The sequence below is a fragment of the Aquirufa salirivi genome (genome assembly GCF_045310485.1).
Taxonomy (GTDB): Bacteria; Bacteroidota; Bacteroidia; order Cytophagales; family Spirosomataceae; genus Aquirufa; species Aquirufa salirivi.
Window position 1 is genome coordinate 192,480 of sequence record NZ_JBEWZH010000006.1, and the last position, 21,082, is coordinate 213,561.

The following is a 21,082-nucleotide window of genomic DNA, read 5'->3' on the forward strand; positions in this document are numbered from 1 at the left end:
TTATGCTCTTACAAATGGATTTTGAATCATTTCTACGCCAATAGTTGTACTTCCTCCATGACCCGGAAAAACTTCCGTTTCTTCAGGTAATACATACAATTGATTCTGAATACTATTTACCAAGTCTGCGTGATTGCAAAGTGGGAAATCAGTTCGGCCAATACTTCGCCTAAAAAGTACATCTCCATCCAATAGCCAGCCTTGCTCTTCCAGATAAAAGGCTACATGTCCTGGTGCATGTCCTGGAACAAACAATACCTTTAACTTCATTTCTCCAATTTCAATGACTTCATCGTCTTCCAAAAAACGGTCTACTTCCACAGCTTGGAAAGCAGGAAAGCCATAAACCGCCGCCCGATTCGCCGCATCTTTCAATAAAGGTAAATCTTTAGGATGTAAAGCAAAAGGAATCTTGAAATGCTCTTTAAAGTAATGCACCCCCAAGACATGATCAATGTGGGCATGGGTATTGAGGCAATACTTCAATTGAATGTTGTTGGATTCAATGAAGTCGGTGATAATTTTTCTTTCTTCGTAATTGTGGCAGCCTGGATCAAAAATGATTCCATTCCCAGCATCATCCCAAAGTAAATAGGTGTTTTCTTGAAATGGATTACAGGTAAAAACTTCTTTATATACCACGAATGATTTGTTTTGGATGCAAATTACTTATTTCCTGTAAATTGATGTTGCCCTATTAAGAATAAACAGGGTTTTTTATGCAAATCGGGAAGTGATTTCCCCCAAGCTTCTACCGTTTTGGTTTGAATAAAACCTGTTGGTGATTGAATATCACAGCCAATGCAAATTAATTGATGCTTGGGGCAGCTTAGCAATAAATCGGACAATAGGGCATTATTACGATAGGGTGTTTCAATGAATAATTGAGTTTGCCCTGATTTCTCTACTTCTTTTTGTAATTGTTCTATCTTTTTGATGCGGGCATTTTTGTCTATGGGTAAATAACCATGAAAACAAAAACTTTGACCCGAAAATCCAGAACCCATTAAGGCCAGTAGGATAGAAGAAGGGCCAACCAAGGAGACAACTTCTATTTGTAATTTATGCGCAATGGATACAGCTAAAGCACCAGGATCGGCAATTCCAGGACAACCTGCCTCGGATATGATACCAATCGAATGATTAGCTTGGGCTTGCGTTTGAATGAACTTTTCTACAAGCGATTCGCTACTGTCTTTATCTAATATTTCAAAAACTAAGTCTTCGATCTTGATGCCTAATTTTAATTCACTGATAAATCTGCGTGCTGTACGTACATTTTCAACCAAAAAATGCTGGCAAGCTAAAATGGCTTGACTGACTTCAGGTGCCAATACTTGAGTCGCAGTATTTTCAGCGATAGGACAAGGAATCAAATAGATTTTCATAAAAGACTTCGTAAAACCTCGACAAATTCTTCAGGTTGGTCTGCCTGTACCCAGTGACCTGCATGAGGGATTTCTATCAGCTCAAAATTGGGAAAAATTTCAGCAATATAACGCTCATCTTCCGCTTGGATATAATGAGATTCAGCACCTTTGATGAAATAGGCAGGAATATCCACGGAGTCTTTAACCCAAAGTTCATGACCCACTACATCAATGTTCTTGGTGATTACAGGCACATTTATTCGCCAAGCAAATTTTTGCTGATCATTTCGGTAAAGATTTTTCAATAAAAATTGACGAACTCCTTCTTTTTCCTCAAATCGTTTTAAATGTTCATTGGCTTCGGTTCTACTTCCAAGATTTGTTAAATCCAAGCTATTTAAACCTTCCAAAATGGCCGTATGATGTACAGGGTAATATTTAGGTGCGATGTCAACGACCACCATTTTTTGTGCTAGATCTGGATGATTTAAGGCAAATTGCATCACAACTTTTCCGCCCATGGAATGACCCATGATGATGGGTTTGTTCAATGCATGCTCTTGTATGAATTCCAATAAATCTTCCGACATGACTTGGTAGTCAAACTCATCTGACCAGGGAGATTGCCCATGATTTCTTTGATCTACTAAATACACTTGGAATTTATCTGAAAGGACTTTGGCTATGCCCAACCAATTGTCTGATGAACCAAATATACCATGTAGAATGATGATGGCAGGGCCTTGATCTCCTACTTTTCTGAAGTATAGTTTCATTTATTGAATATAAATTGCTTTTTCTTTCTTAGGAAGAGTTTTTCCGATTACTTGTAGGTTAAATCCTTGGCTTTGTGCGAAAGATTCAAATTCGGCTTGAGATGTGGCTTCTACAGCAATCAATAAACCACCAGATGTTTGTGGATCAGCACCTATAAGTTGTTGGATTTCCGATATGCCATCTTCTACACGGTGTCCATAACTTGCCCAATTTCGAGAAGTACCACCTGGGAAACATTTTTGTTCCAAATAAAAATTAATCTGTGGAAGGGCCGGAATTTTATCAAAATATAATTGAGCACTGACTCCAGATCCATCACACATTTCGACTAAATGACCTAATAAACCGAAACCTGTCACATCAGTCAAGGATTTAACATAGTCTAAGGGCCCTAAATTTTCCCCAAATTGATTGAGTGTACTCATTTGCTTGACTGCGATGGCTAGGTCCTCAGGACTAACAATACCTCTTTTTTGAGCTGTAGTTAAAATACCTACACCCAATGGCTTGGTTAAATATAACAAGCAAGATTCGGTAGCCTGATCATTTTGTTTTAGATGTTCCTTTTTGACTTTACCCGTAACGGCTAAACCAAATATAGGTTCAGGGGAATCAATGGAATGTCCACCTGCCAAAGGAATTCCAGCTTCGGCACAGGCAGCACGCCCTCCCTCCAATACTTTTTTGGCAATTTCTGGAGCTAATTTATCAATGGGCCATCCTAAAATGGCGATGGCCATGAGGGGCGAACCACCCATAGCATAGATATCTGAAATGGCATTGGTCGCAGCAATTTTTCCAAAATCAAAAGGATCATCCACGATGGGCATGAAAAAGTCTGTAGTAGAAATAACCGCTTCTCCATTTTGCCAATCAAATACGGCAGCATCGTCTCTACTTTCATTTCCTACCAAAAGTAATGGATGGTTTTTTTTAGGGGTATCCGTATGTAAAATTTGATCTAAAATTTGAGGTGAAATTTTACATCCACAACCCGCTCCATGGGAAAACGAGGTCAGTTTTATGCTAGTGTCCAAGATCGATAAATTTAATTCAGTGATACAAAAATATTCTTTAAATAATTAAAAATTAAGTTTGTGTTAAGATTTAAGGCAAAATAGTACAATTAGATGAGCCTATACATGTAAATATTTACAGAAAATGCTTTATAAGTTCTAATTATCAGTTGATTAGTACAATTTTACTTTATATGACTTTTATCAAACAGTTGTAGTATTTGATTTTTTACATTTATTTTGTGTAAATATCTTTCAACTCAATTATAACTAAATTCCAAATTTATGCAGAAAAGATTTATTACTCATTCTGTGTTATTGGGGGCGTTTTTTGCGCTTTTGATGGCATTGCCGATTGGGCAGCTATTTGCTCAAGTTACAAGCTCCTCTTTTACTGGTACAGTTACCGATGCTAAAGGAGAAGTTTTGCCAGGTGCTAGCGTTTTAGCTGTACACACTCCATCAGGTACCAAGTATGGAGTAGCTACCAATGCCGCTGGTCGCTATACGCTAATTGGTGTTCGTGTGGGTGGACCATTCGTGTTAAAAGTAACTTTTGTTGGTTACAAAGATCAGGTAAAAGATAACTTATTCACTAGTTTGGGAACTTCGACAAACGTAAGTTTTAAATTAGAAGAAGAAGGTCAACAATTACAAGAAGTGGTGGTTAAGTCATCTCGTTCAGATTTGTTTAGTTCAAACAGAACTGGAGCGGCTACTTCATTTTCTACAGAAACGATCAACGGATTGCCGACTATCGGACGTACTATCGATGATATTACTAAATATAATGCGTATAGTAACGGACGTTCATTTGCTGGACAAGATTCACGTTTCAATAACTTCACGATTGACGGATCTGTATTTAATAATGGTTTTGGATTAGGTAGTTCATCTCAAGCAGGTGGTCGTACAGGAACCACAGCGGTATCTTTGGATGCGATTGAGCAAATTCAAATTAACATTGCTCCCTTTGACGTTCGTCAGTCGGGTTTTGCAGGTGCCGGTATCAACGCCGTTACTCGCTCTGGAACCAACGATTTTACAGGTTCGGCATATCATATATTTAGAAATAGTGATTTAGTAGGAAAGAAAGCAGATGGGAGAGATTTACCTTCCATTAATATTTCTGAAAAAACAACTGGTTTCCGTGTAGGTGGACCTTTAATTAAGGATAAATTATTCTTCTTTGCTAACTACGAAGAATTCAAGAGTTCTACACCAGCTTTAAACTGGTCAGCTAACCGTTCAGGTGCTACGGGTAACGTTTCTCGTGTGTTGGCTTCTGATATCGAAGATTTAGGAAATTTCATGAAGACTAATTTCAACTATGAAATTGGTGCTATCGATAACTTCAACAATGAGGTTACTTCTAAGAAAGGTTTGTTGCGTTTGGATTATAACATCAATAACAACAACAAATTGACGATTCGTTATTCCCAACACGACTCTCAATCAGGATCCATCATTTCCAATTCAAACAGTAGTAATACGGCTGGAAATGGTAATCGTACTAACTCAGCTTTAGCCTTGTCGCCACAAAATACAGGTTATATTATTCAAGATAACACGCGTTCCATTGTAGCAGAATTAAACTCTACGATTAATTCGAAGTTTGCGAACAACTTTATTGCGACATATAATAAGCAAATTGAAGATAGAGCTCAAACAGCTTTGTTTCCAACCATTGATATCTTAAAAGATGGTTCTACTTATACCGCTTTAGGTATGGATCCATTTACTCCGAATAACAAGTTGAATTATTCGACTTTGAATTTTACGAACAATTTGACTTATTTCAGTGATAAGCACACATTCACATTCGGATTAAGCTATGAGTATTTTGTGTCAAATAACGTATTCTTCCCTTCATCGAATGGTGTTTATGTATTTAACTCAATCAACGATTTTAAAACGGCGGCTTTAGCTTATAAAGCCAATCCAAATTTGGCAATTTCTCCAGTAGTGATGCCTCGTTTTAACTACCGTTACTCTTTATTGCCTGATGGTGCTGAGCCTTTACAACAATTGAAGATTTCGACTTACTCAGCTTATGTACAGGATGAATTCCAAGTTTCAGAGAAATTCAAAGTTACAGGTGGTATTCGTTTTGATTTGTTCTCTTATGACAATTCTACTTCTGCTGATTTTTACAATCCAATCGTAGCAGGTTTAACTTACAAAGATGAGAAAGGTCAAGATTTGAAAGTAAATACGGGAGCTTTTCCTCCAGCGAAATTATTAGTTTCACCACGTATCGGTTTTAACTATGATGTGAATGGAGATAAATCGCTACAAATTCGTGGTGGTACTGGTTTCTTCGTATCTAGAATTCCTCAAGTATTGGTGTCTAACCAATTGGGTAATAATGGTGTGAATACAGCAGTTATTTCAGCTACTAACACAACAGCATATCCATTTACATTGAATCCGACTGTTTATAAGCCAGCTACTACTGACATCAATAAATTGCCAGCTTATGTAGTGAATGCTTCTACGGAGGATTTGAAAAACCCAATGATTTGGAAAACTAACTTTGCCATCGACAAGAAATTGCCATGGGGCTTAGTAGGAACATTGGAGGCTATCTACAATAAGAACATTAATTCTTTACGTTACATTGATGCCAACTTAAAAGCACCCGCGGCTAATTTTGTTGGTCCAGATAACCGTAATCGTTTCAATACTGCTGGTCGTTTCATTAACTCGGCAACTACTAACGTATTTGTGTTAACTAATACAGATAAAGGTGAGTCTTATTCATTCACAGCCAAATTAGAGAAACCAACAGTTGATGGATTTGGTGGTATGTTAGGTTATACTTATGCTGTAGCTAAAGATATTCAATCGGTAGGATCTACGGTACAAGCCAATATTGCTACTGAATATGGTCAAAACTATTTGGGAACTTCATTCTCAGATAACGACTTGCGTCACCGTTTTGTAGGATTTGTTAATTATCGTTTAAATTATGGTGGTAAATTAGGTGGTTCTACCATGTTTACTTTAGGTGCGGTGTCTTCTAGTGGTTACCGTCAGTCCTATACTTTTGGAACAGACTTCAATGGAGATGGTCAAACCAATGACTTAATCTTTGTTCCTTACAAAGCTTCGGATTTAACTTTCACACCATTGACAGTAAGTGGTCGTACGTATACTCCAGCCGAACAAGCTGCTGCATTTGATTTTTTCATCGATGGAAACGAGTACTTGAAAAACCGTCGTGGTATGTATGCTGAGCGTAATGGTGCTTATTCACCTTGGTTAACTCGTTTTGACTTTACTGTGGAACAAGATTTCCACATTAAGACTGGTAAGAACAAGAGAAATATCATCCGTTTACGTGCCGATATTTTGAACGTGGGTAACTTAATTGATAATACTTGGGGTGTAGGTTGGGTTCCAACAAACGCTAACCCATTGCGCTTCACTGCAGCGTCTAACGGAACAGTTACTTATCAAATTGGTACTCAGGTTATTCAAAATGCTTCAGGAGCTAATGAAACCATCTTATTACGTGATTCATTTGTAAAATCAATCAATGTAAATAACGTTTGGCAAGCTCAATTAGGAATTCGTTATATCTTCGAATAATCGAAAATCACGATTTCAATATGTTAAAACAGGCGGCCCATTCGGGCCGCCTGTTTTGTTTTCAACGCATATTTTTCACGCTGGCAAGGTTCTAAACCTTGACAGCGTTGTGCGTTGATAACGATTTTGAAAATAATTTTATTTTAAATCATATTTCTTTATCAAGTCTTTGATAATGTTGGGACAATAAAAAAGGCCAGCGATAGCTGGCCTTTAAATTTCAAGATATTATGAGTTTTATTTAAACTCCTTATGATGCGCTAATCGATGTAAGTCGTCCTGACTCAATGATTTGAAATATTCATAGGTAATCTTTAATCCCTCTGCTCTAGTAACCTTTGGTTCCCAGCCTAAAATGGCTTTAGCTTTTGTAATATCGGGTTTTCTTTGTTTCGGATCATCCGTTGGTAAGGGCAGTGAGATTAACTTCTGGCTTGTTCCAGTCAATTTGATGATTTCTTCTCCAAACTCCTTGATGGTGATTTCATCGGGATTTCCAATGTTCACGGGTTGGGCATAATCACTTAAAAGCAAGCGATAAATTCCTTCTACCAAATCATCTACATAGCAAAAAGCTCTGGTTTGAGAACCATCTCCAAACATCGTTAAATCTTCTCCGCGTAAAGCTTGCCCTATAAATGCTGGTAAAACACGACCGTCATTCAAGCGCATTCTAGGACCGTAGGTATTGAATATGCGGACAATACGAGTTTCTACCCCATGATAGGTATGATAAGCCATGGTCATAGCCTCCTGGAAGCGTTTAGCTTCATCATAAACTCCTCTTGGACCTACCGGATTTACATTTCCCCAATATTCTTCTGTTTGCGGATGAACCAATGGATCTCCATAAACTTCCGAGGTCGAGGCAATCAGTACACGCGCATTTTTAACACGTGCTAATCCCAAACAATTATGAATTCCTAAGGATCCAACTTTTAAGGTTTGTATCGGTATTTTTAAATAATCAATCGGGGAAGCAGGGGAAGCAAAATGTAAAATATAATCTAATTCACCAGGTACATGAATGAACTTGGATACATCATGGTGATAAAATTCAAAATTGGGAAGCTTAAAAAGGTGCTCAATGTTCTTTAAATCGCCCGTGATTAAATTATCCATGGCAATTACATGAAACCCTTCTTTGATAAAACGATCACAAAGATGTGACCCTAAAAATCCTGCACCTCCTGTTATTAATACTCTTTTCATTTCTATGATTTATGATAATACGGTTTGACGGCCAATCGAGTAATACGTATATCCCAATTCTTTCATTTGAGATAATTCATATAAATTTCTACCATCAAAAATAACTTTATTTTTAAGCAACGAGTCCATTTTATCGAAATCAGGTGTACGGAATTGTGGCCACTCTGTAACAATTAATAAGGCATCAGCATCTTCTAATGCCTCATATGGATTCTTGCAAAATTGAACACTGTCTCCTAATAAAGCCTGTACATTTGGCATCGCCTCTGGATCATAGGCCTTGATAGTACATCCAGCCTCTAATAATGCTTCAATATTATACAAAGCAGGGGCTTCACGAATATCATCCGTATATGGCTTAAATGCTAATCCCCAAATTGCGATGGTTTTTCCTGCTAAATCTTCATTAAAATACTGTCGAACCTGCGGCAACAATTTCGTCTTTTGATTTTCATTCACGCGCATCACGCTATCCAAAATATGGAACTTGTAATTATTCTCTTCGGAGGTTTTAGCCAATGCTTGAACATCTTTTGGGAAACAACTTCCACCATAACCAATTCCTGCAAATAAAAAGCGTTTGCCAATGCGTGAATCGGTACCAATACCACGACGGATATCATCTACATTCGCACCCACCAATTCACATAAATTGGCTATTTCATTCATAAAGGTAATCTTCGTTGCTAAAAATGCATTAGCTGCATATTTCGTCATTTCAGCCGAGCGCTCATCCATGAAAATGATCGGATTTCCTTGACGAACCAAGGGAGCATATAATTTGCTCATTAATTCTTTAGCTCTTTCTGATTCAGTTCCAATCACTACTCGATCTGGTTTCATGAAATCCTCTACGGCCACACCTTCACGTAAAAATTCAGGATTCGATACGACATCAAATGGGACCTTGGCATGTTGAGCAATGGCATTTTTGACCAATTCTGAAGTACCTACTGGAACCGTACTTTTATCGATGATAACCGTGTATTCTTTCAATAAAGGACCTAAATCATTAGCTACTTGCAATATGTATTTCAAATCGGCCGAACCATCTTCCCCTGGAGGCGTTGGAAGAGCTAAAAAGATAACTTTAGCCCCTTCAATTCCTTCTATCAAGGAAGTCGTAAAGTTTAAACGACCTTCTCCCACATTGCGGTGAAATAAATCTTCTAAACCCGGTTCATAAATGGGTACAACACCCGCTTTCATTTGATTTATCTTAGCCTCATTGATATCAACACATGTGACGTGATTACCTGTTTCTGAAAAACATGTTCCTGTAACAAGGCCAACATATCCCGTTCCTACTACCGCAATTTTCATAGGTTAATCTTTATTTAGTTCAAAAATTTGGCTCAAAAATAGCCATTTTTCTTTTAATATTTATAAATGAATTGGATTATCAATACTTATTTAGCCATCGGTATAATTTTACCAATACTTCCCGATGGTTCCATACAACCTAACCAATTTGCTAAGGTAGTTGAAATGTCACTAATGCTAGTTCTACTGCTTATTTCTTGAGGTTTTACCTTCCAACCATAAAACAGTAAAGGTACATGTGTGTCATACGCATATAAAGTACTATGCGTAGTTCCAGTTTTTCCTCCCATAAACCATTGTGGTTTTAATAGAATCATGAAATCTCCACTTCGTGCTGGATGATAGCCATTCGATACCAATTCTTTATATGGTTGAATTAAGGTACTATTAGCAATATCTTGCATGTCCACAATGGTGGATGTACCCTCTATTTTGGAATAAGCCGTTGAAATTACTTGATGTAATTTTTTACGATTGATGGCTAATTTCTCTAGCAAAGCATGATCAATGTACAATTGGGAGTTTTCACTTCCCACAATTAATTTATCTGATCCAAATTCCTTCTGCAATGCAATTTTGGCTTCAGTTAAAGCTTTACCAGCTTCAAATACTCCACCAGGCATTTTCTTCGAATGTAAATATCCTGGTACCTCGGCTACAGCATGGTCAGCTGTTAAAAATACCAACACACGATCTTTACCAAATTTTTTGTCCAAATAAGTTAATAGCTCGGCAATATCCCGGTCCAAACGCAAATAGGTATCTTCTAATTCAATGGATTGAGGACCAAAAGCATGACCCACATAATCGGTGGATGAAAAACTTACTGCTAAAAAATCAGTCGAATTACTCTGTCCCAATTTTTCTTCTTCAATCGCCTTTAAAGCAAAATCCTTGGTGATGGAATTTCCATAAGGAGTCGAACGGATGATTTCTAAGGGATTTGGTCCTTCTAATGCATGTGGGAAAGTAGGCGTTTTTTCTGAAGGTAATTTGCCCTCAAAAGGTAAATTGTCTTCCGCACTTTGAACATATGTTTCAATAGGATATAAGGTGTTCCAACCTTGTTTGACATAGGTAAGTGCTTTTTCTTCTGCATTAAACTTCTGAACCCATGCCGGTAATTCTTTCATGTAAAATGTAGAAGTAATCCAGCGACCTTCTTTTGAATCATACCAATATGCGCCATTCGCTGTATGCCCTCCTGGCAAAATAGCTCCCCGGTCTTTTAGGGCAATGGCAATCGTTTTTGAGTGAAAATTTTGTGCCATTCTTAATTGATCCGTAATGGTACTCGTCCAAAGATTCTTGGGTGACATAAATCCGGTTTTACCCGTAGTTCCAACCGTAGTAACGGTACTGTCATCTGTACAATATACCTTCTTACTTGAAGCCACATCTGTCCAATCATTGCCAACAATACCATGAACTGCAGGTACAGTTCCCGTGTACACACTGGCATGTCCTGCTGCAGTAACGGTAGGAGCATAGTTGTAATGATTATCCTGGCAATTTAAACCTTCTCGCATCAATCGCTTAAAGCCATTGTCGCTATAACGATCTTGGTATTTATATAAATAATCATATCGCATTTGATCTACCACAATACCTACAACTAAGGCGGGTCTTTTGGCTAATGTTTTAGTCTTGTTTTGAGCCCAAGCTGTACTAATACTTAGCACACTGATGATCAAATAGGCAAATACTTGTGTCGTTTTTTTCATGAATAAATAGGAAATTGTGTTAATGTATTCGTTTTTTGGTGTAATAAATCTATTTCTAAAAATCTAGTTTCCAGACCATTCGTGAGAACTAAATACTTGGAATTAATTTGCTTCTGATACTGACTAATCTGTTGCCAGGTAACATCCGTTAACTTTACATGAGGAGCTTTACATTCAATGATCATAAACACCGTTCCATCTGTAGCGAAAATCTGAATATCACTTCTTCTTTGTAATTGATTGACGCTGATACCTCCTTCAATTTGAATCATTCCACTAGGATAATGTAAATGTTGCGTAATGTACTGTAAACAGTGTTGACGAACCCATTCTTCTGGAGAAAGCAATCTATATTTTTTTGCGATGGAGTCAAAAATATAGAGTTTTCCATCCTTTTTTTTTAATTTGTAATCATAAGGGGGAAACTGGAGCGTCAGGTCAGCTATAGGTTGCATCATAGGCCATTACACAAACTCTAAATTAATCTATTTGTAGATTAATTTCATCACGAACTTTATCTTTTCATGAAAACTAAAGAAGAAATTGTACAAAATTGGCTACCTCGCTACACCGGTACGCCATTGGAAAAATTTGGTCAATATATTTTATTAACCAATTTCAAGAACTATGTGGATATGTTTGCCCAAAAATTTGATGTAGAAATATTAGGACAAGATCGCCCCATGCAGACGGCTACAGCAGATAATATTACCATCATCAATTTTGGAATGGGATCACCCATGGCTGCTACGGTGATGGATATTCTCTCGGCCATTTCACCTAAAGCTGTTTTGTTTTTAGGTAAATGTGGCGGACTTAAAAAGAATCTTGCTTTAGGAGATTTAATCCTGCCTATCGCGGCTGTTAGGGGAGAAGGTACATCAGATGAATATATGCCCAAAGAAATCCCAGCATTACCCTCTTTCCGCTTGCAACGTTCTGTATCTTCTATGATTAAGAAGCACGAAAAGGATTATTGGACAGGGTTGATATATACGACCAATCGTCGAGTATGGGAGCACGATGAAGAATTTAAAAAGTATTTATCTGATATTCGGGCCATGTGTATCGATATGGAAACGGCTACCATTTTTACCGTGGGATTTGTCAATAAAATCCCACGTGGGGCCCTATTGTTAGTTTCGGATAATCCCATGACTCCCGATGGAGTAAAAACGGATGTTAGCGATAAGAAAGTAACCGATAATTACGTCAATCTTCATTTACAAATTGGCATAGATGCCTTAGAAGAATTAGCTTCTTCTGGCGAGTCAGTTAAACACTTACGTTTCGAGTAATTTTAGTTACAGAAATCTCGGATAACTTGGAAGGAGGGATTATAACCCAATTCACCTGCTTTGCTTAAGTCCAAACAGCCTGTGGTATCAGCTAAAGCTAATTTGATGATACCTCGAACAAAATAGGCTTCAGCGTATTTGGCATTCAATTTTATCGCGTTACTACAATCTTGAATGGCACTGCGCTGATCTCCTACATTGGATTTGGCCATGGCTCTCATGAAATAAGCATCCGCATAAATAGGATTAAACGAAATGGCCCGATTATAATCTTCCATAGCTTGTTTTGGATCTCCTGATTTGGATTTCGCTAATCCTCTGTTAAAATAAATTTCAGCCCTTTCGGTGGAGAATTCAGCGATTTTGATTTTATCCTGAACAGAATTACGTAATTCATCCAATACCGCCTTATTCATTTTTGCTGTGTAAAGAATCTTCGTATTTTCAAAATTCCCCATATCCACAGCTTTGGTATAATCCTCAATAGCCCCCCGCTGATCGCCTAATTTAGACTTAACAAAACCTCTACCATAGAATGCTTCTACTTTGGAAGGCTCTAGTTCTAATGCTTTATTGAAATCTTCTAATGCTCCTTTTTCGCCATTTTCTCCTCTGAAATTTTCCAATTGAGTTTTACAAAATCCAGCATAATACCAATCATTGGCTTCATCTGGACTGATTTTTAAGGCCTCATTAAAATCCTTTAATGCATTGGCAAAATCATTCAATTTCATTTTGGCAAACCCTCTACCAGAATAGTAGGTAGATCTTTTAGGACTAATTTCAATGGCCTTGCTATAATCTTCAATGCTGCTAGCATATTCACCTAATTTAACTTTGCAATCTCCTCTAGCAGCCAAACATGGGGCATATTCAGGGTTTAGTTCTAATGACTTATTGAAGTCAGATAAACCACCACGGTAGTTTTCTAATTTACTTTTCGACAATCCTCTGGAATAATAAGCCGTAGCTTCTAATGGATTTAAGCGAATGGCTTCATTGTAGTCTTGAATGGCAATTTTATGATTGTCTTGCTTGCTATAACTTTGCCCACGAGCTATGAATGCCTCATAATAAGTGGATTTTAATTCAATCGCTTTTTCGAAATCCAAAATAGCTCCCCGAAAATCCTTCAAATTATACTTCGCAAAACCACGGTTATAAAAGGCTGTGGGATTTGGATTAGCCGTATTTTTTTCAATTTCTATACTGAAGTTTCGTAAGGCCTCGGCATAATTCCCCGTTTTATTCTGAGTTAAACCTAGTTCCATGTAATTGACAGCATCTTGTGCCATCATAGAATTAGAAAATAATAGCAAGCAGGCAAAAGCCAGAGAAGTCCACTTCATGATAAAATGTTAATTTGTTACGTAAAAATAAGGGAAATCACTCGCTAAGAAAAATTTGGGTAAAGCCAAATACCAAAATAAGCCACAAGGTAATTAAAGCTGTTTTTTTCAAATAGGGATCTATTTGAGCTGGAGTTAAATGAGGTTGTAATTTATTGGCTAATAAAGCGATGGGAATATATGCTGCCAACATGGTTGAGTTTTGAAAGAAAGTAGGAGGGACCCCAAGATTTACCATGGGATATATTCCAAAACTTAGGATAGTCAAAATGTATAAAAATTTTTGATATAAAAACCCAGCTGATTTACCTATACGCACAGGAATCGATAGCTTTCCTTGTTTTTTATCATTGTCCAAATCCCGTAAATTATTCAAATTTAATACGGCTACCGACATGAATCCACAACCTGCGGCGGGTAAAAATGTGGCTAATTTGAATTCCAGTGTTTGTAAGAAATAGACTCCTACGGTACCAACTAAACCGAAGAAAATAAAGACGGAAAGGTCTCCTAATCCCATATAGCCATAGGGTCTTTTTCCAACTGTATAGGCAATAGCAGCACCAATAGCCAATATGCCTAAAACTAAAAAGCCTAGAATGATTTCAATGGAAGCCGATTGTAGGCTGATGTACAATAAACCGAGACCTGAAATAAATGCTAAAAGTGCACTTAGATAAACGGCATTTTTCATCTCAGATGGACTGATTGCTCCGGTCTGAACAGCCCGTAGCGCTACTTTTCTATCCGCATTGTCGATACCGTTTTGAGTGTCGCCTAGATCGTTGGCAAAATTAGATAAAATTTGAAGTAGGAGGGTAGTAAGAATAGCTAAAGCACCAATAGTCCATTGAAAATGACCATCTACAAAGGCCAAAATATTTCCTAAAATGGTGCTGGCAATAGCCAGAGGTAATGTCCTAGGCCTCGCGGCTTCTACCCAACGATTCATATGTTGTTGTATTTACTATAAACAAACATCCCTGAATTTTTGGATTCAGGGATGTAAGAAATTAATTATTTAGCTAAAGCTTGCAGAAACTCTGGGCTCGAAGGTTTGATTGCCGAGGCGAAAAAATTGACTAGTTCGCCTTTTTCATTAATGACATATTTACAAAAATTCCAGCTAGGCTCTTTTTCATTCCAACCATTGCCTTTTTTATCTGTTAGCCACTGGTATAGGTCACACTTTCCTTCACCTTTTACCACGACCTTCTCCATCATTTGGAAACTAACACCGTAATTTTTTTGGCAAAAGCTTGCAATTTCTTCGTTGCTACCTGGCTCTTGACCACCAAATTCATTGGCAGGAAAACCTAAAATAACAATGTCCTTATTTGCTTGGTGGAATTTCTCCCAATCCGCATACTGTGGTGTATAACCACATTTAGAGGCAGTATTTAATACGACCACTTTCTTTCCTTTGAATTGGCTAAAGTCAATAACTTTTCCATCAATACCTTTCATTTTGAAATTATGAAAGTTCGGTGCTGCAACAACAGTTTCCACGTTTTCTGGGCGATTTAAAATGGTGTTTTGTGTAAACGGCAAGGTAAGCGCCGTTAGTAAGGATCCAATTTTTACAATATTTACTAGCATAACGACAGTGATTAATATAAGTGAGAAAGTTAATATTCGTTTCATGTTACATTCGTTCAGGTGAAACTATTCCTAATAACGAAGTTGCGTGCTGAATTGTTTTGCCTGTTAGGTCCGCCAAGGTAAGTCGAATTGTTCTAATCTCCTCGTTTTCTTCATTTAAGATGGTCAATTCATTGTAAAATTTATTGAATTGTTTTGCTAAATCAAAGGAATATTGCGCAATTATCGATGGAGAGAAACTCTCACAAGCTTCCGCTAGTTTCGTTTTATAAGTTCCTAACAAATATATTAATTCTCTTTCTGATTCTGCAAACGATATTTTCGATTGAGTTTCTCCTTTAAGTGGAAAACCTTTTTCTATGGCTTTTCTACGGATGGAGCAAATTCTTGTATGCGTATATTGAATAAAAGGACCTGTATTTCCTTGGAAATCAATGGATTCCTCAGGATTGAATAACATGCGTTTTTTAGGGTCAACTTTCAATAAAAAGTATTTTAATGCTCCCATACCCAATTGTTGAAATAATTGATTGGATTCCTCTTCAGAGAAGCCTTCTATTTTTCCTAATTCCAAGGTTCTTTCTTGAGCAGTATCCACCATTTCCTGCATCAAATCATCTGCATCTACCACCGTTCCTTCTCTTGATTTCATTTTACCGCTAGGTAAATCTACCATACCATAGGACAAGTGATAATTCCCTAAAGAGAATGGTTTATGGAGTTTCTTTAATATATGAAACAAGACCTCAAAATGGTAATCTTGCTCATTTCCAACTACATATATGGACTTTTTGGCTCCAAAGTCCTCAAATTTCAACTGGGCAGTACCCATATCTTGAGTGATGTAAACAGATGTTCCATCCTTTCTCAATACCAATTTTTCATCCAATCCTTCTTCTTCCAAATTAATCCATACTGATCCATCTGGTTTTTGGTAAAATACTCCTTGAGCCAATCCTTCATCAACCAGTTTTTTACCTAATAAATAGGTATTGGATTCACGGTAAATTTTATCGAAATCAACACCCATTTGTTTATAACTCGCTTCAAAACCATCCAATACCCATGCATTCATGGTTTCCCACAATTGAATAACGGACGTTTCTCCTTGCTCCCAAGCCAATAACATGGCCTGAGCTTGTAAGATCATTGGGGCCTGTGCTTTCGCTTTTTCTGGATCAATTCCAGTTGCCACCAATTGTTCTATTTCTGATTTATATGCCTTATCAAAGGCTACATAATATTTGCCCACCAAGTGGTCACCCTTCAAGCCACTAGATGCGGGAGTTTCTCCATTTCCAAATAATTGATAAGCCAACATCGACTTGCAAATATGTATGCCTCGGTCATTGACTAAATTAGTTTTTATGACTTCATAACCACCAGCTTTTAATATTTGAGCTACTGAATAACCCAGAAAGTTATTTCTTAAATGGCCTAAATGAAGAGGTTTATTGGTATTAGGAGAGGAATATTCAATGACAATTTTTTCGTTTTTAGGCGCCAATTGAAAGGCCAATTTATCTTGAGCCATTTCTTGTAATAATCCACACCAAACAGAATCGTGGAGGGAAATATTTAAGAATCCTTGCACAACCTGATAAGCTTTAACGAGTTGTGGATTATTTTCAATTAAATAATCACCCAAGGCTTGAGCAATTTGCGCCGGTGCTTTTCCTGCTCTTTTAGTATATGGAAAGACAACAAAAGTATAGGCCCCTTCAAATTCCTTTTTCGTTTCTTGAAGGCTGAGCTCATTTTCTTCTATTTGAAATAAAGAACTTAAACCAGCTTGAATACTTGCAATGAGTTGTACTTGTATACTCGACATACCAAAGACGAAGAAATTGTGATTAAAATGTTTGCAAAGGTAGCCAATTCAAGCTAAACATTGATTCTCGACTTAATAAAAGAGGAATTAATCTTTACCTTTGTGTTATGATACAGTCCATTTACGACGACGCATTAAAATCATTAAAATCAGGAGGAGTCCTCCTATATCCAAGTGATACCATCTGGGGATTAGGTTGTGATGCCCGAATGGATGCGTCCATTGAGAAATTGTTTGACATCAAACAAAGACCGGAAAATAAGGGTCTGATTTTGCTTATATCCAAGATAGAGCAATTAAACGAGTATGTAGAACAGGTGCCAGATATAGCTTGGGATTTAGTTGATTTTGCAGAAGATCCATTGACTGTTATATATCCCCAAGGTAAAAACGTTAGTAAGCATGTTTTAGGACCAGAAGGGACCATTGCCATTCGTTTAGTGAAAGATGAGTTTTGTAAAGGTCTTGTTTATCGATACCAAAGAGCGATTGTTTCCACCTCAGCAAATATATCTGGAGAACCATCACCCGAAAATTTTGAAATGATTTCACCCATCATTAAAGAAGGGGTGGATTATATTTTACAAAACCCCCATCCTCCCAAAGGAAAGGTCAAGGCCTCTAAAATTGTCAAATTAGGCCTTAATGGTGACTATACAATGATTCGCCCATGATAAAAACGGGAAAGGAAATTATTGAAAATCCAATTTTTATCAAGATTGGAGCTGCTGCTGACCGTTTGGGCTTAGATGCCTATGTCATTGGAGGATATGTACGAGATGCCATTTTAGGTCGAGATAGTAAGAAAGACATTGATGTGGTTTGCATAGGTTCAGGAATCGCTTTGGCGGAAGAGGTAGCCCGTGAATTCAATTTGCCTGAGCACCAAGTTGCTGTTTTTAAGAATTTTGGTACGGCCATGTTGAAAGTGGACGATTGGGATTTAGAATTTGTTGGGGCAAGAAAAGAATCTTACCAGCGAGATTCCCGGAAACCCATCGTAGAGGAAGGCAGCTTGGAAGATGATCAAAATCGAAGAGATTTTACCATCAATGCCATGGCTGTTCAGCTTAATTCAGCAAATTGGGGAAAATTGTTGGATCCATTTGATGGATTAAAAGACTTGGAAGCTCGGATTTTAAGAACACCTTTAGAGCCAGGAATTACTTTTTCAGACGATCCATTGCGCATGATGCGGGCTATTCGTTTTGCAGCTCAGTTAGGCTTTGATATATACCCAACTACCTTTGAGGCACTTCAGGTAGAGAATGTTCGCTTGGAGATTATTTCTATGGAACGGATCTCAGAGGAACTAAACAAGATAATTCTATGTAAAAAACCTTCCTATGGATTTTTGCTGTTAGATGCCTGTGGCATTTTGCCCATCATTTTTCCTGAATTTGTCAAACTAAAAGGGGTAGATACCGAAGAAGGTAAAGGTCACAAAGATAATTTTTATCATACCCTTCAAGTTTTAGATAATATTTCTCAACACACTGACGATTTGTGGTGGCGCTGGGCGGCTATTTTACACGATATTGCTAAACCTGCTACCAAACGCTTTGACCCGAAAAAAGGATGGACATTTCATGGACATGAAGAAATGGGAGCAAGGCAAGTACCCGCTATTTTCAAGCGATTGAAGTTGCCCTTGAATGAGAAAATGAAACTGGTTCAGAAGCTAGTCCGACTGCATTTGAGGCCCATCGCTTTATCGAAAGAAGAAATAACCGATGCCGCTTTACGCCGACTTTTATTTGAAGCAGGCGAGGAATTAGAGGCATTGATGACACTTTGTCGGGCTGATATTACTTCCAAAAACGGGGATAAAGTCAAGCGCTATTTAAAGAATTTCGATAAAGTAGATGAGAAATTAAAGGAGGTAGAGGAAAAGGACTCATTGAGAAATTTTCAACCAATCATTTCTGGGGAGATTATCATGCAAGTCTTTGACATCGGTCCGGGAAAAGAAATTGGACTAATCAAGGTCGCTATTCGGGAAGCTATTTTAGAAGGCCAAGTCAAAAACGATTTAGCTTCGGCCTGGGAATTTATGGTGGAAGAAGGAAAGAAACTCGGATTGAGTCCTAAAATTAGCCTTACGGATTTGGCATAAAAAAAGGTCTCGAAGGAGACCTTTTTCTTTTTTATACAAATTAAACAATATGCACAAATAATTCTTCTTTTGGCCAGCGTACCTTTTTGGCATTCACCATAAAGTCGGAAACTTCATCGCGTTCACCAACTGCCATCATTAAAACAGCATGTAGACCTTTTTCTTTGAGATTTAAAATAGCATCTACTTCAGTAGGTTTAAAACCTTCCATCGGAGTACTGTCAATCTCAAGTTTGGCTGCTGCAGCTAAGGCAGTACCCATGGCTAAATACACTTGTTTGTCCATCCATTTCACTTGGTCTTCTACTGGTCTACTAAGCAAAGCGCCAGCAATGGCATCTTTATATGCTTTTAAATCAGCTAAGTCGACATTTCTCGTTTTGGATACTAATTGGATGAAAGCATCAATTTTTTCAGCTGTTACCTCATTCCAAGCAGCAAATACTAGCAAATGAGATGATTCAACAATCTGAGGTTGATTAAAAGCGGCAGGTTGAATTTTCGCTTTTAAATCTTCATTTTCAATCACTAGAATGTGATAGGGTTGTAAACCAAATCCTGATGCAGATAATTGAATAGCGGATAACAGAGATTCTATCTTAGATGCATCCACCTTTTTTCCATTCATCCTTTTGGCGGCATAGCGCCACTGTAAAGCATCTACTAATGACATAATTCTTAGGGTATATGATGTTGAACAAAGCTTAGCCCTTGTAACAGGCTAAGCTTGTAAATTGTTTTATTCAGAAACTAAAGTCACCGCTAAATTGAAATCATCAAAGATGGCTTTGTCTCCAATTGATTCAAAGAATTTTTTAGAACCAAATTTGATATCATAATCCGTACGGTCAATCGTGATGTTCGCTTTTGCACTCACTTTGCCTTTGTTTAATGCAATTTGAGCAGGGAAAGAGATTGCTTTCGTGATACCTTTAATGGTCAAATTACCACTAATTTGATTGCCTACTACCTTGGTGATGACAAATTGAGCAGTTGGGAATTTTTCAATCTCAAAAAAGTCACCAGAAGAAATATGGCCTACAAATTTCTTGTTGTACTCTGGATCAGTAATATCTTTACATACAATGGACTTCATATCAATAGTGAAATTGCCACCTGTGATCTGATTTTTGTTAACTACTAATTTACCAGCTGAAATACCGATAGTACCAGTGTGTTCTCCAGTTACTTTTTTAGCATTCCAAACAATGCTACTAGCTTTTGTAGAAACGGGACTTGTGCTTGGTGCAGCAACTGTTTGATTTGTAAAAGCCATGAAGGCTAAGGCGGAAAGAATAAAGCTTACTTTTTTCATTGTTGTTTAATTTTAAAAGGGTTGTAATTGATTGTTAAAGAGAAATATAAAAATGTGGATGAATTGTAATGCGTATCTAATTTCTAAACAAGTCTAACAGTTCATTTAGCTTGATTAAATCGTCTTGATTCATGTGACTGAAACGTTTTGCCCATTGATTTTGAACTTCATCTAATTGTTGAAGTAGGGCTAATCCTTCCGGAAGTATAAGTACGTCCACGGCCCTGCGGTCATTGGGACATTCCCTTCGTAAGACCCATTTTTTTTCTACTAATTTGTCGACTAGTCGAGAGGCATTGGATGTGCGGTCCAACATGCGTTCAATGATGGCTAGCACAGTCATGGGTTTTCCATTTTGACCTCTTAAAATACGCAGTACATTGTACTGTTGCATGGAGAGGTCATAGGGTTTCAATAATTCCTGTTGCTGGTAAGCCACCCAGTTGCCCGTAAAAATCACATTGACAATGGCTTTGGCCTCATCAGAGACAAAGTTGCTTTGTTGTAATTCGCTTGCAATTTCCATATTAGTATAAATTGATGTTGCAAAATTAA

Annotated in this window: 19 protein-coding genes; 4 read left to right on the forward strand and 15 right to left on the reverse strand. The window is 37.5% G+C overall.

The window, feature by feature from the left end; genetic code table 11:
• The 4 genes from U0R11_RS09795 to selD are packed head-to-tail and all read right to left on the reverse strand — an operon-like array spanning position 1 to position 3,184.
• Positions 1–642, reverse strand: coding sequence for an MBL fold metallo-hydrolase (locus U0R11_RS09795; protein ID WP_269009509.1), 642 nt, complete (start codon positions 640–642; stop codon positions 1–3).
• Positions 643–665: 23 nt separating this feature from the next.
• On the reverse strand, positions 666–1,388 hold the full coding sequence (locus tag U0R11_RS09800; RefSeq protein WP_406751520.1) for an SAM-dependent methyltransferase: 723 nt from the start codon (positions 1,386–1,388) through the stop codon (positions 666–668).
• Positions 1,385–2,146 (reverse strand): alpha/beta fold hydrolase, encoded by a 762-nt coding sequence (locus U0R11_RS09805; protein ID WP_406751521.1) that lies wholly within the window; start codon positions 2,144–2,146, stop codon positions 1,385–1,387. Before U0R11_RS09805 ends, U0R11_RS09800 begins: the two co-directional genes overlap by 4 nt.
• Positions 2,147–3,184 carry a selenide, water dikinase SelD gene (gene selD / locus U0R11_RS09810; RefSeq protein ID WP_406751522.1) on the reverse strand — a complete coding sequence of 346 codons (1,038 nt, stop codon included), beginning with the start codon at positions 3,182–3,184 and terminating at the stop codon, positions 2,147–2,149.
• A 264-nt stretch (positions 3,185–3,448) separates the two neighbouring features.
• Between selD and U0R11_RS09815 the strand changes: the two genes are divergently transcribed.
• Positions 3,449–6,757 carry a TonB-dependent receptor gene (locus tag U0R11_RS09815; RefSeq protein ID WP_406751523.1) on the forward strand — a complete coding sequence of 1,103 codons (3,309 nt, stop codon included), beginning with the start codon at positions 3,449–3,451 and terminating at the stop codon, positions 6,755–6,757.
• Positions 6,758–6,994: 237 nt separating this feature from the next.
• Here the strand turns inward: U0R11_RS09815 and U0R11_RS09820 are convergent, their stop codons facing one another.
• From U0R11_RS09820 to U0R11_RS09835, 4 genes are all read right to left on the reverse strand, one after another.
• The gene (locus U0R11_RS09820; protein ID WP_166375582.1) at positions 6,995–7,969 is read right to left on the reverse strand and encodes a UDP-glucuronic acid decarboxylase family protein; all 975 of its coding nucleotides are present in this window, start codon (positions 7,967–7,969) and stop codon (positions 6,995–6,997) included.
• A gap of 9 nt (positions 7,970–7,978) precedes the next feature.
• Positions 7,979–9,292, reverse strand: coding sequence for a UDP-glucose dehydrogenase family protein (locus tag U0R11_RS09825; protein WP_166375581.1), 1,314 nt, complete (start codon positions 9,290–9,292; stop codon positions 7,979–7,981).
• 86 nt (positions 9,293–9,378) lie between these two features.
• On the reverse strand, positions 9,379–11,016 hold the full coding sequence (pafA, locus tag U0R11_RS09830) for an alkaline phosphatase PafA (RefSeq protein WP_406751524.1): 1,638 nt from the start codon (positions 11,014–11,016) through the stop codon (positions 9,379–9,381).
• Complete coding sequence (locus tag U0R11_RS09835) at positions 11,013–11,474, reverse strand: type I restriction enzyme HsdR N-terminal domain-containing protein (protein WP_406751525.1); 462 nt, start codon at positions 11,472–11,474, stop codon at positions 11,013–11,015. The genes pafA and U0R11_RS09835 overlap by 4 nt, the downstream gene beginning before the upstream one ends.
• 66 nt (positions 11,475–11,540) lie before the next feature.
• Between U0R11_RS09835 and U0R11_RS09840 the strand changes: the two genes are divergently transcribed.
• On the forward strand, positions 11,541–12,314 hold the full coding sequence (locus U0R11_RS09840; protein WP_109323234.1) for an AMP nucleosidase: 774 nt from the start codon (positions 11,541–11,543) through the stop codon (positions 12,312–12,314).
• 2 nt (positions 12,315–12,316) lie between these two features.
• Here the strand turns inward: U0R11_RS09840 and U0R11_RS09845 are convergent, their stop codons facing one another.
• The 4 genes from U0R11_RS09845 to argS form a co-directional block, all read right to left on the reverse strand.
• Positions 12,317–13,663 (reverse strand): tetratricopeptide repeat protein, encoded by a 1,347-nt coding sequence (locus U0R11_RS09845; protein WP_406751526.1) that lies wholly within the window; start codon positions 13,661–13,663, stop codon positions 12,317–12,319.
• A gap of 37 nt (positions 13,664–13,700) precedes the next feature.
• Positions 13,701–14,615, reverse strand: coding sequence for a 1,4-dihydroxy-2-naphthoate octaprenyltransferase (gene menA / locus U0R11_RS09850; protein ID WP_406751527.1), 915 nt, complete (start codon positions 14,613–14,615; stop codon positions 13,701–13,703).
• Between the two features lie 65 nt (positions 14,616–14,680).
• Positions 14,681–15,307, reverse strand: coding sequence for a glutathione peroxidase (locus tag U0R11_RS09855; RefSeq protein WP_406751528.1), 627 nt, complete (start codon positions 15,305–15,307; stop codon positions 14,681–14,683).
• A gap of 1 nt (position 15,308) precedes the next feature.
• Positions 15,309–17,096: an arginine--tRNA ligase gene (gene argS / locus U0R11_RS09860; RefSeq protein ID WP_406751529.1), complete on the reverse strand. Its 1,788-nt coding sequence runs from the start codon at positions 17,094–17,096 to the stop codon at positions 15,309–15,311.
• Positions 17,097–17,203: 107 nt separating this feature from the next.
• Here argS and U0R11_RS09865 point away from each other — a divergent pair, with 107 nt between their 5' ends.
• Positions 17,204–17,770: an L-threonylcarbamoyladenylate synthase gene (locus U0R11_RS09865; protein WP_406751530.1), complete on the forward strand. Its 567-nt coding sequence runs from the start codon at positions 17,204–17,206 to the stop codon at positions 17,768–17,770.
• Positions 17,767–19,212: a CCA tRNA nucleotidyltransferase gene (locus U0R11_RS09870; protein WP_406751531.1), complete on the forward strand. Its 1,446-nt coding sequence runs from the start codon at positions 17,767–17,769 to the stop codon at positions 19,210–19,212. The genes U0R11_RS09865 and U0R11_RS09870 overlap by 4 nt, the downstream gene beginning before the upstream one ends.
• Before the next feature lie 40 nt (positions 19,213–19,252).
• Here the strand turns inward: U0R11_RS09870 and U0R11_RS09875 are convergent, their stop codons facing one another.
• The 3 genes from U0R11_RS09875 to U0R11_RS09885 all read right to left on the reverse strand — a co-directional run bounded on the left by U0R11_RS09875 (position 19,253) and on the right by U0R11_RS09885 (position 21,053).
• Positions 19,253–19,885 (reverse strand): NAD(P)H-dependent oxidoreductase, encoded by a 633-nt coding sequence (locus U0R11_RS09875; protein WP_406751532.1) that lies wholly within the window; start codon positions 19,883–19,885, stop codon positions 19,253–19,255.
• 66 nt (positions 19,886–19,951) lie between these two features.
• Positions 19,952–20,527: a YceI family protein gene (locus tag U0R11_RS09880; RefSeq protein WP_406751533.1), complete on the reverse strand. Its 576-nt coding sequence runs from the start codon at positions 20,525–20,527 to the stop codon at positions 19,952–19,954.
• A gap of 76 nt (positions 20,528–20,603) precedes the next feature.
• Positions 20,604–21,053, reverse strand: coding sequence for a MarR family winged helix-turn-helix transcriptional regulator (locus tag U0R11_RS09885; protein WP_406751534.1), 450 nt, complete (start codon positions 21,051–21,053; stop codon positions 20,604–20,606).
• Positions 21,054–21,082 lie beyond the last annotated feature (29 nt).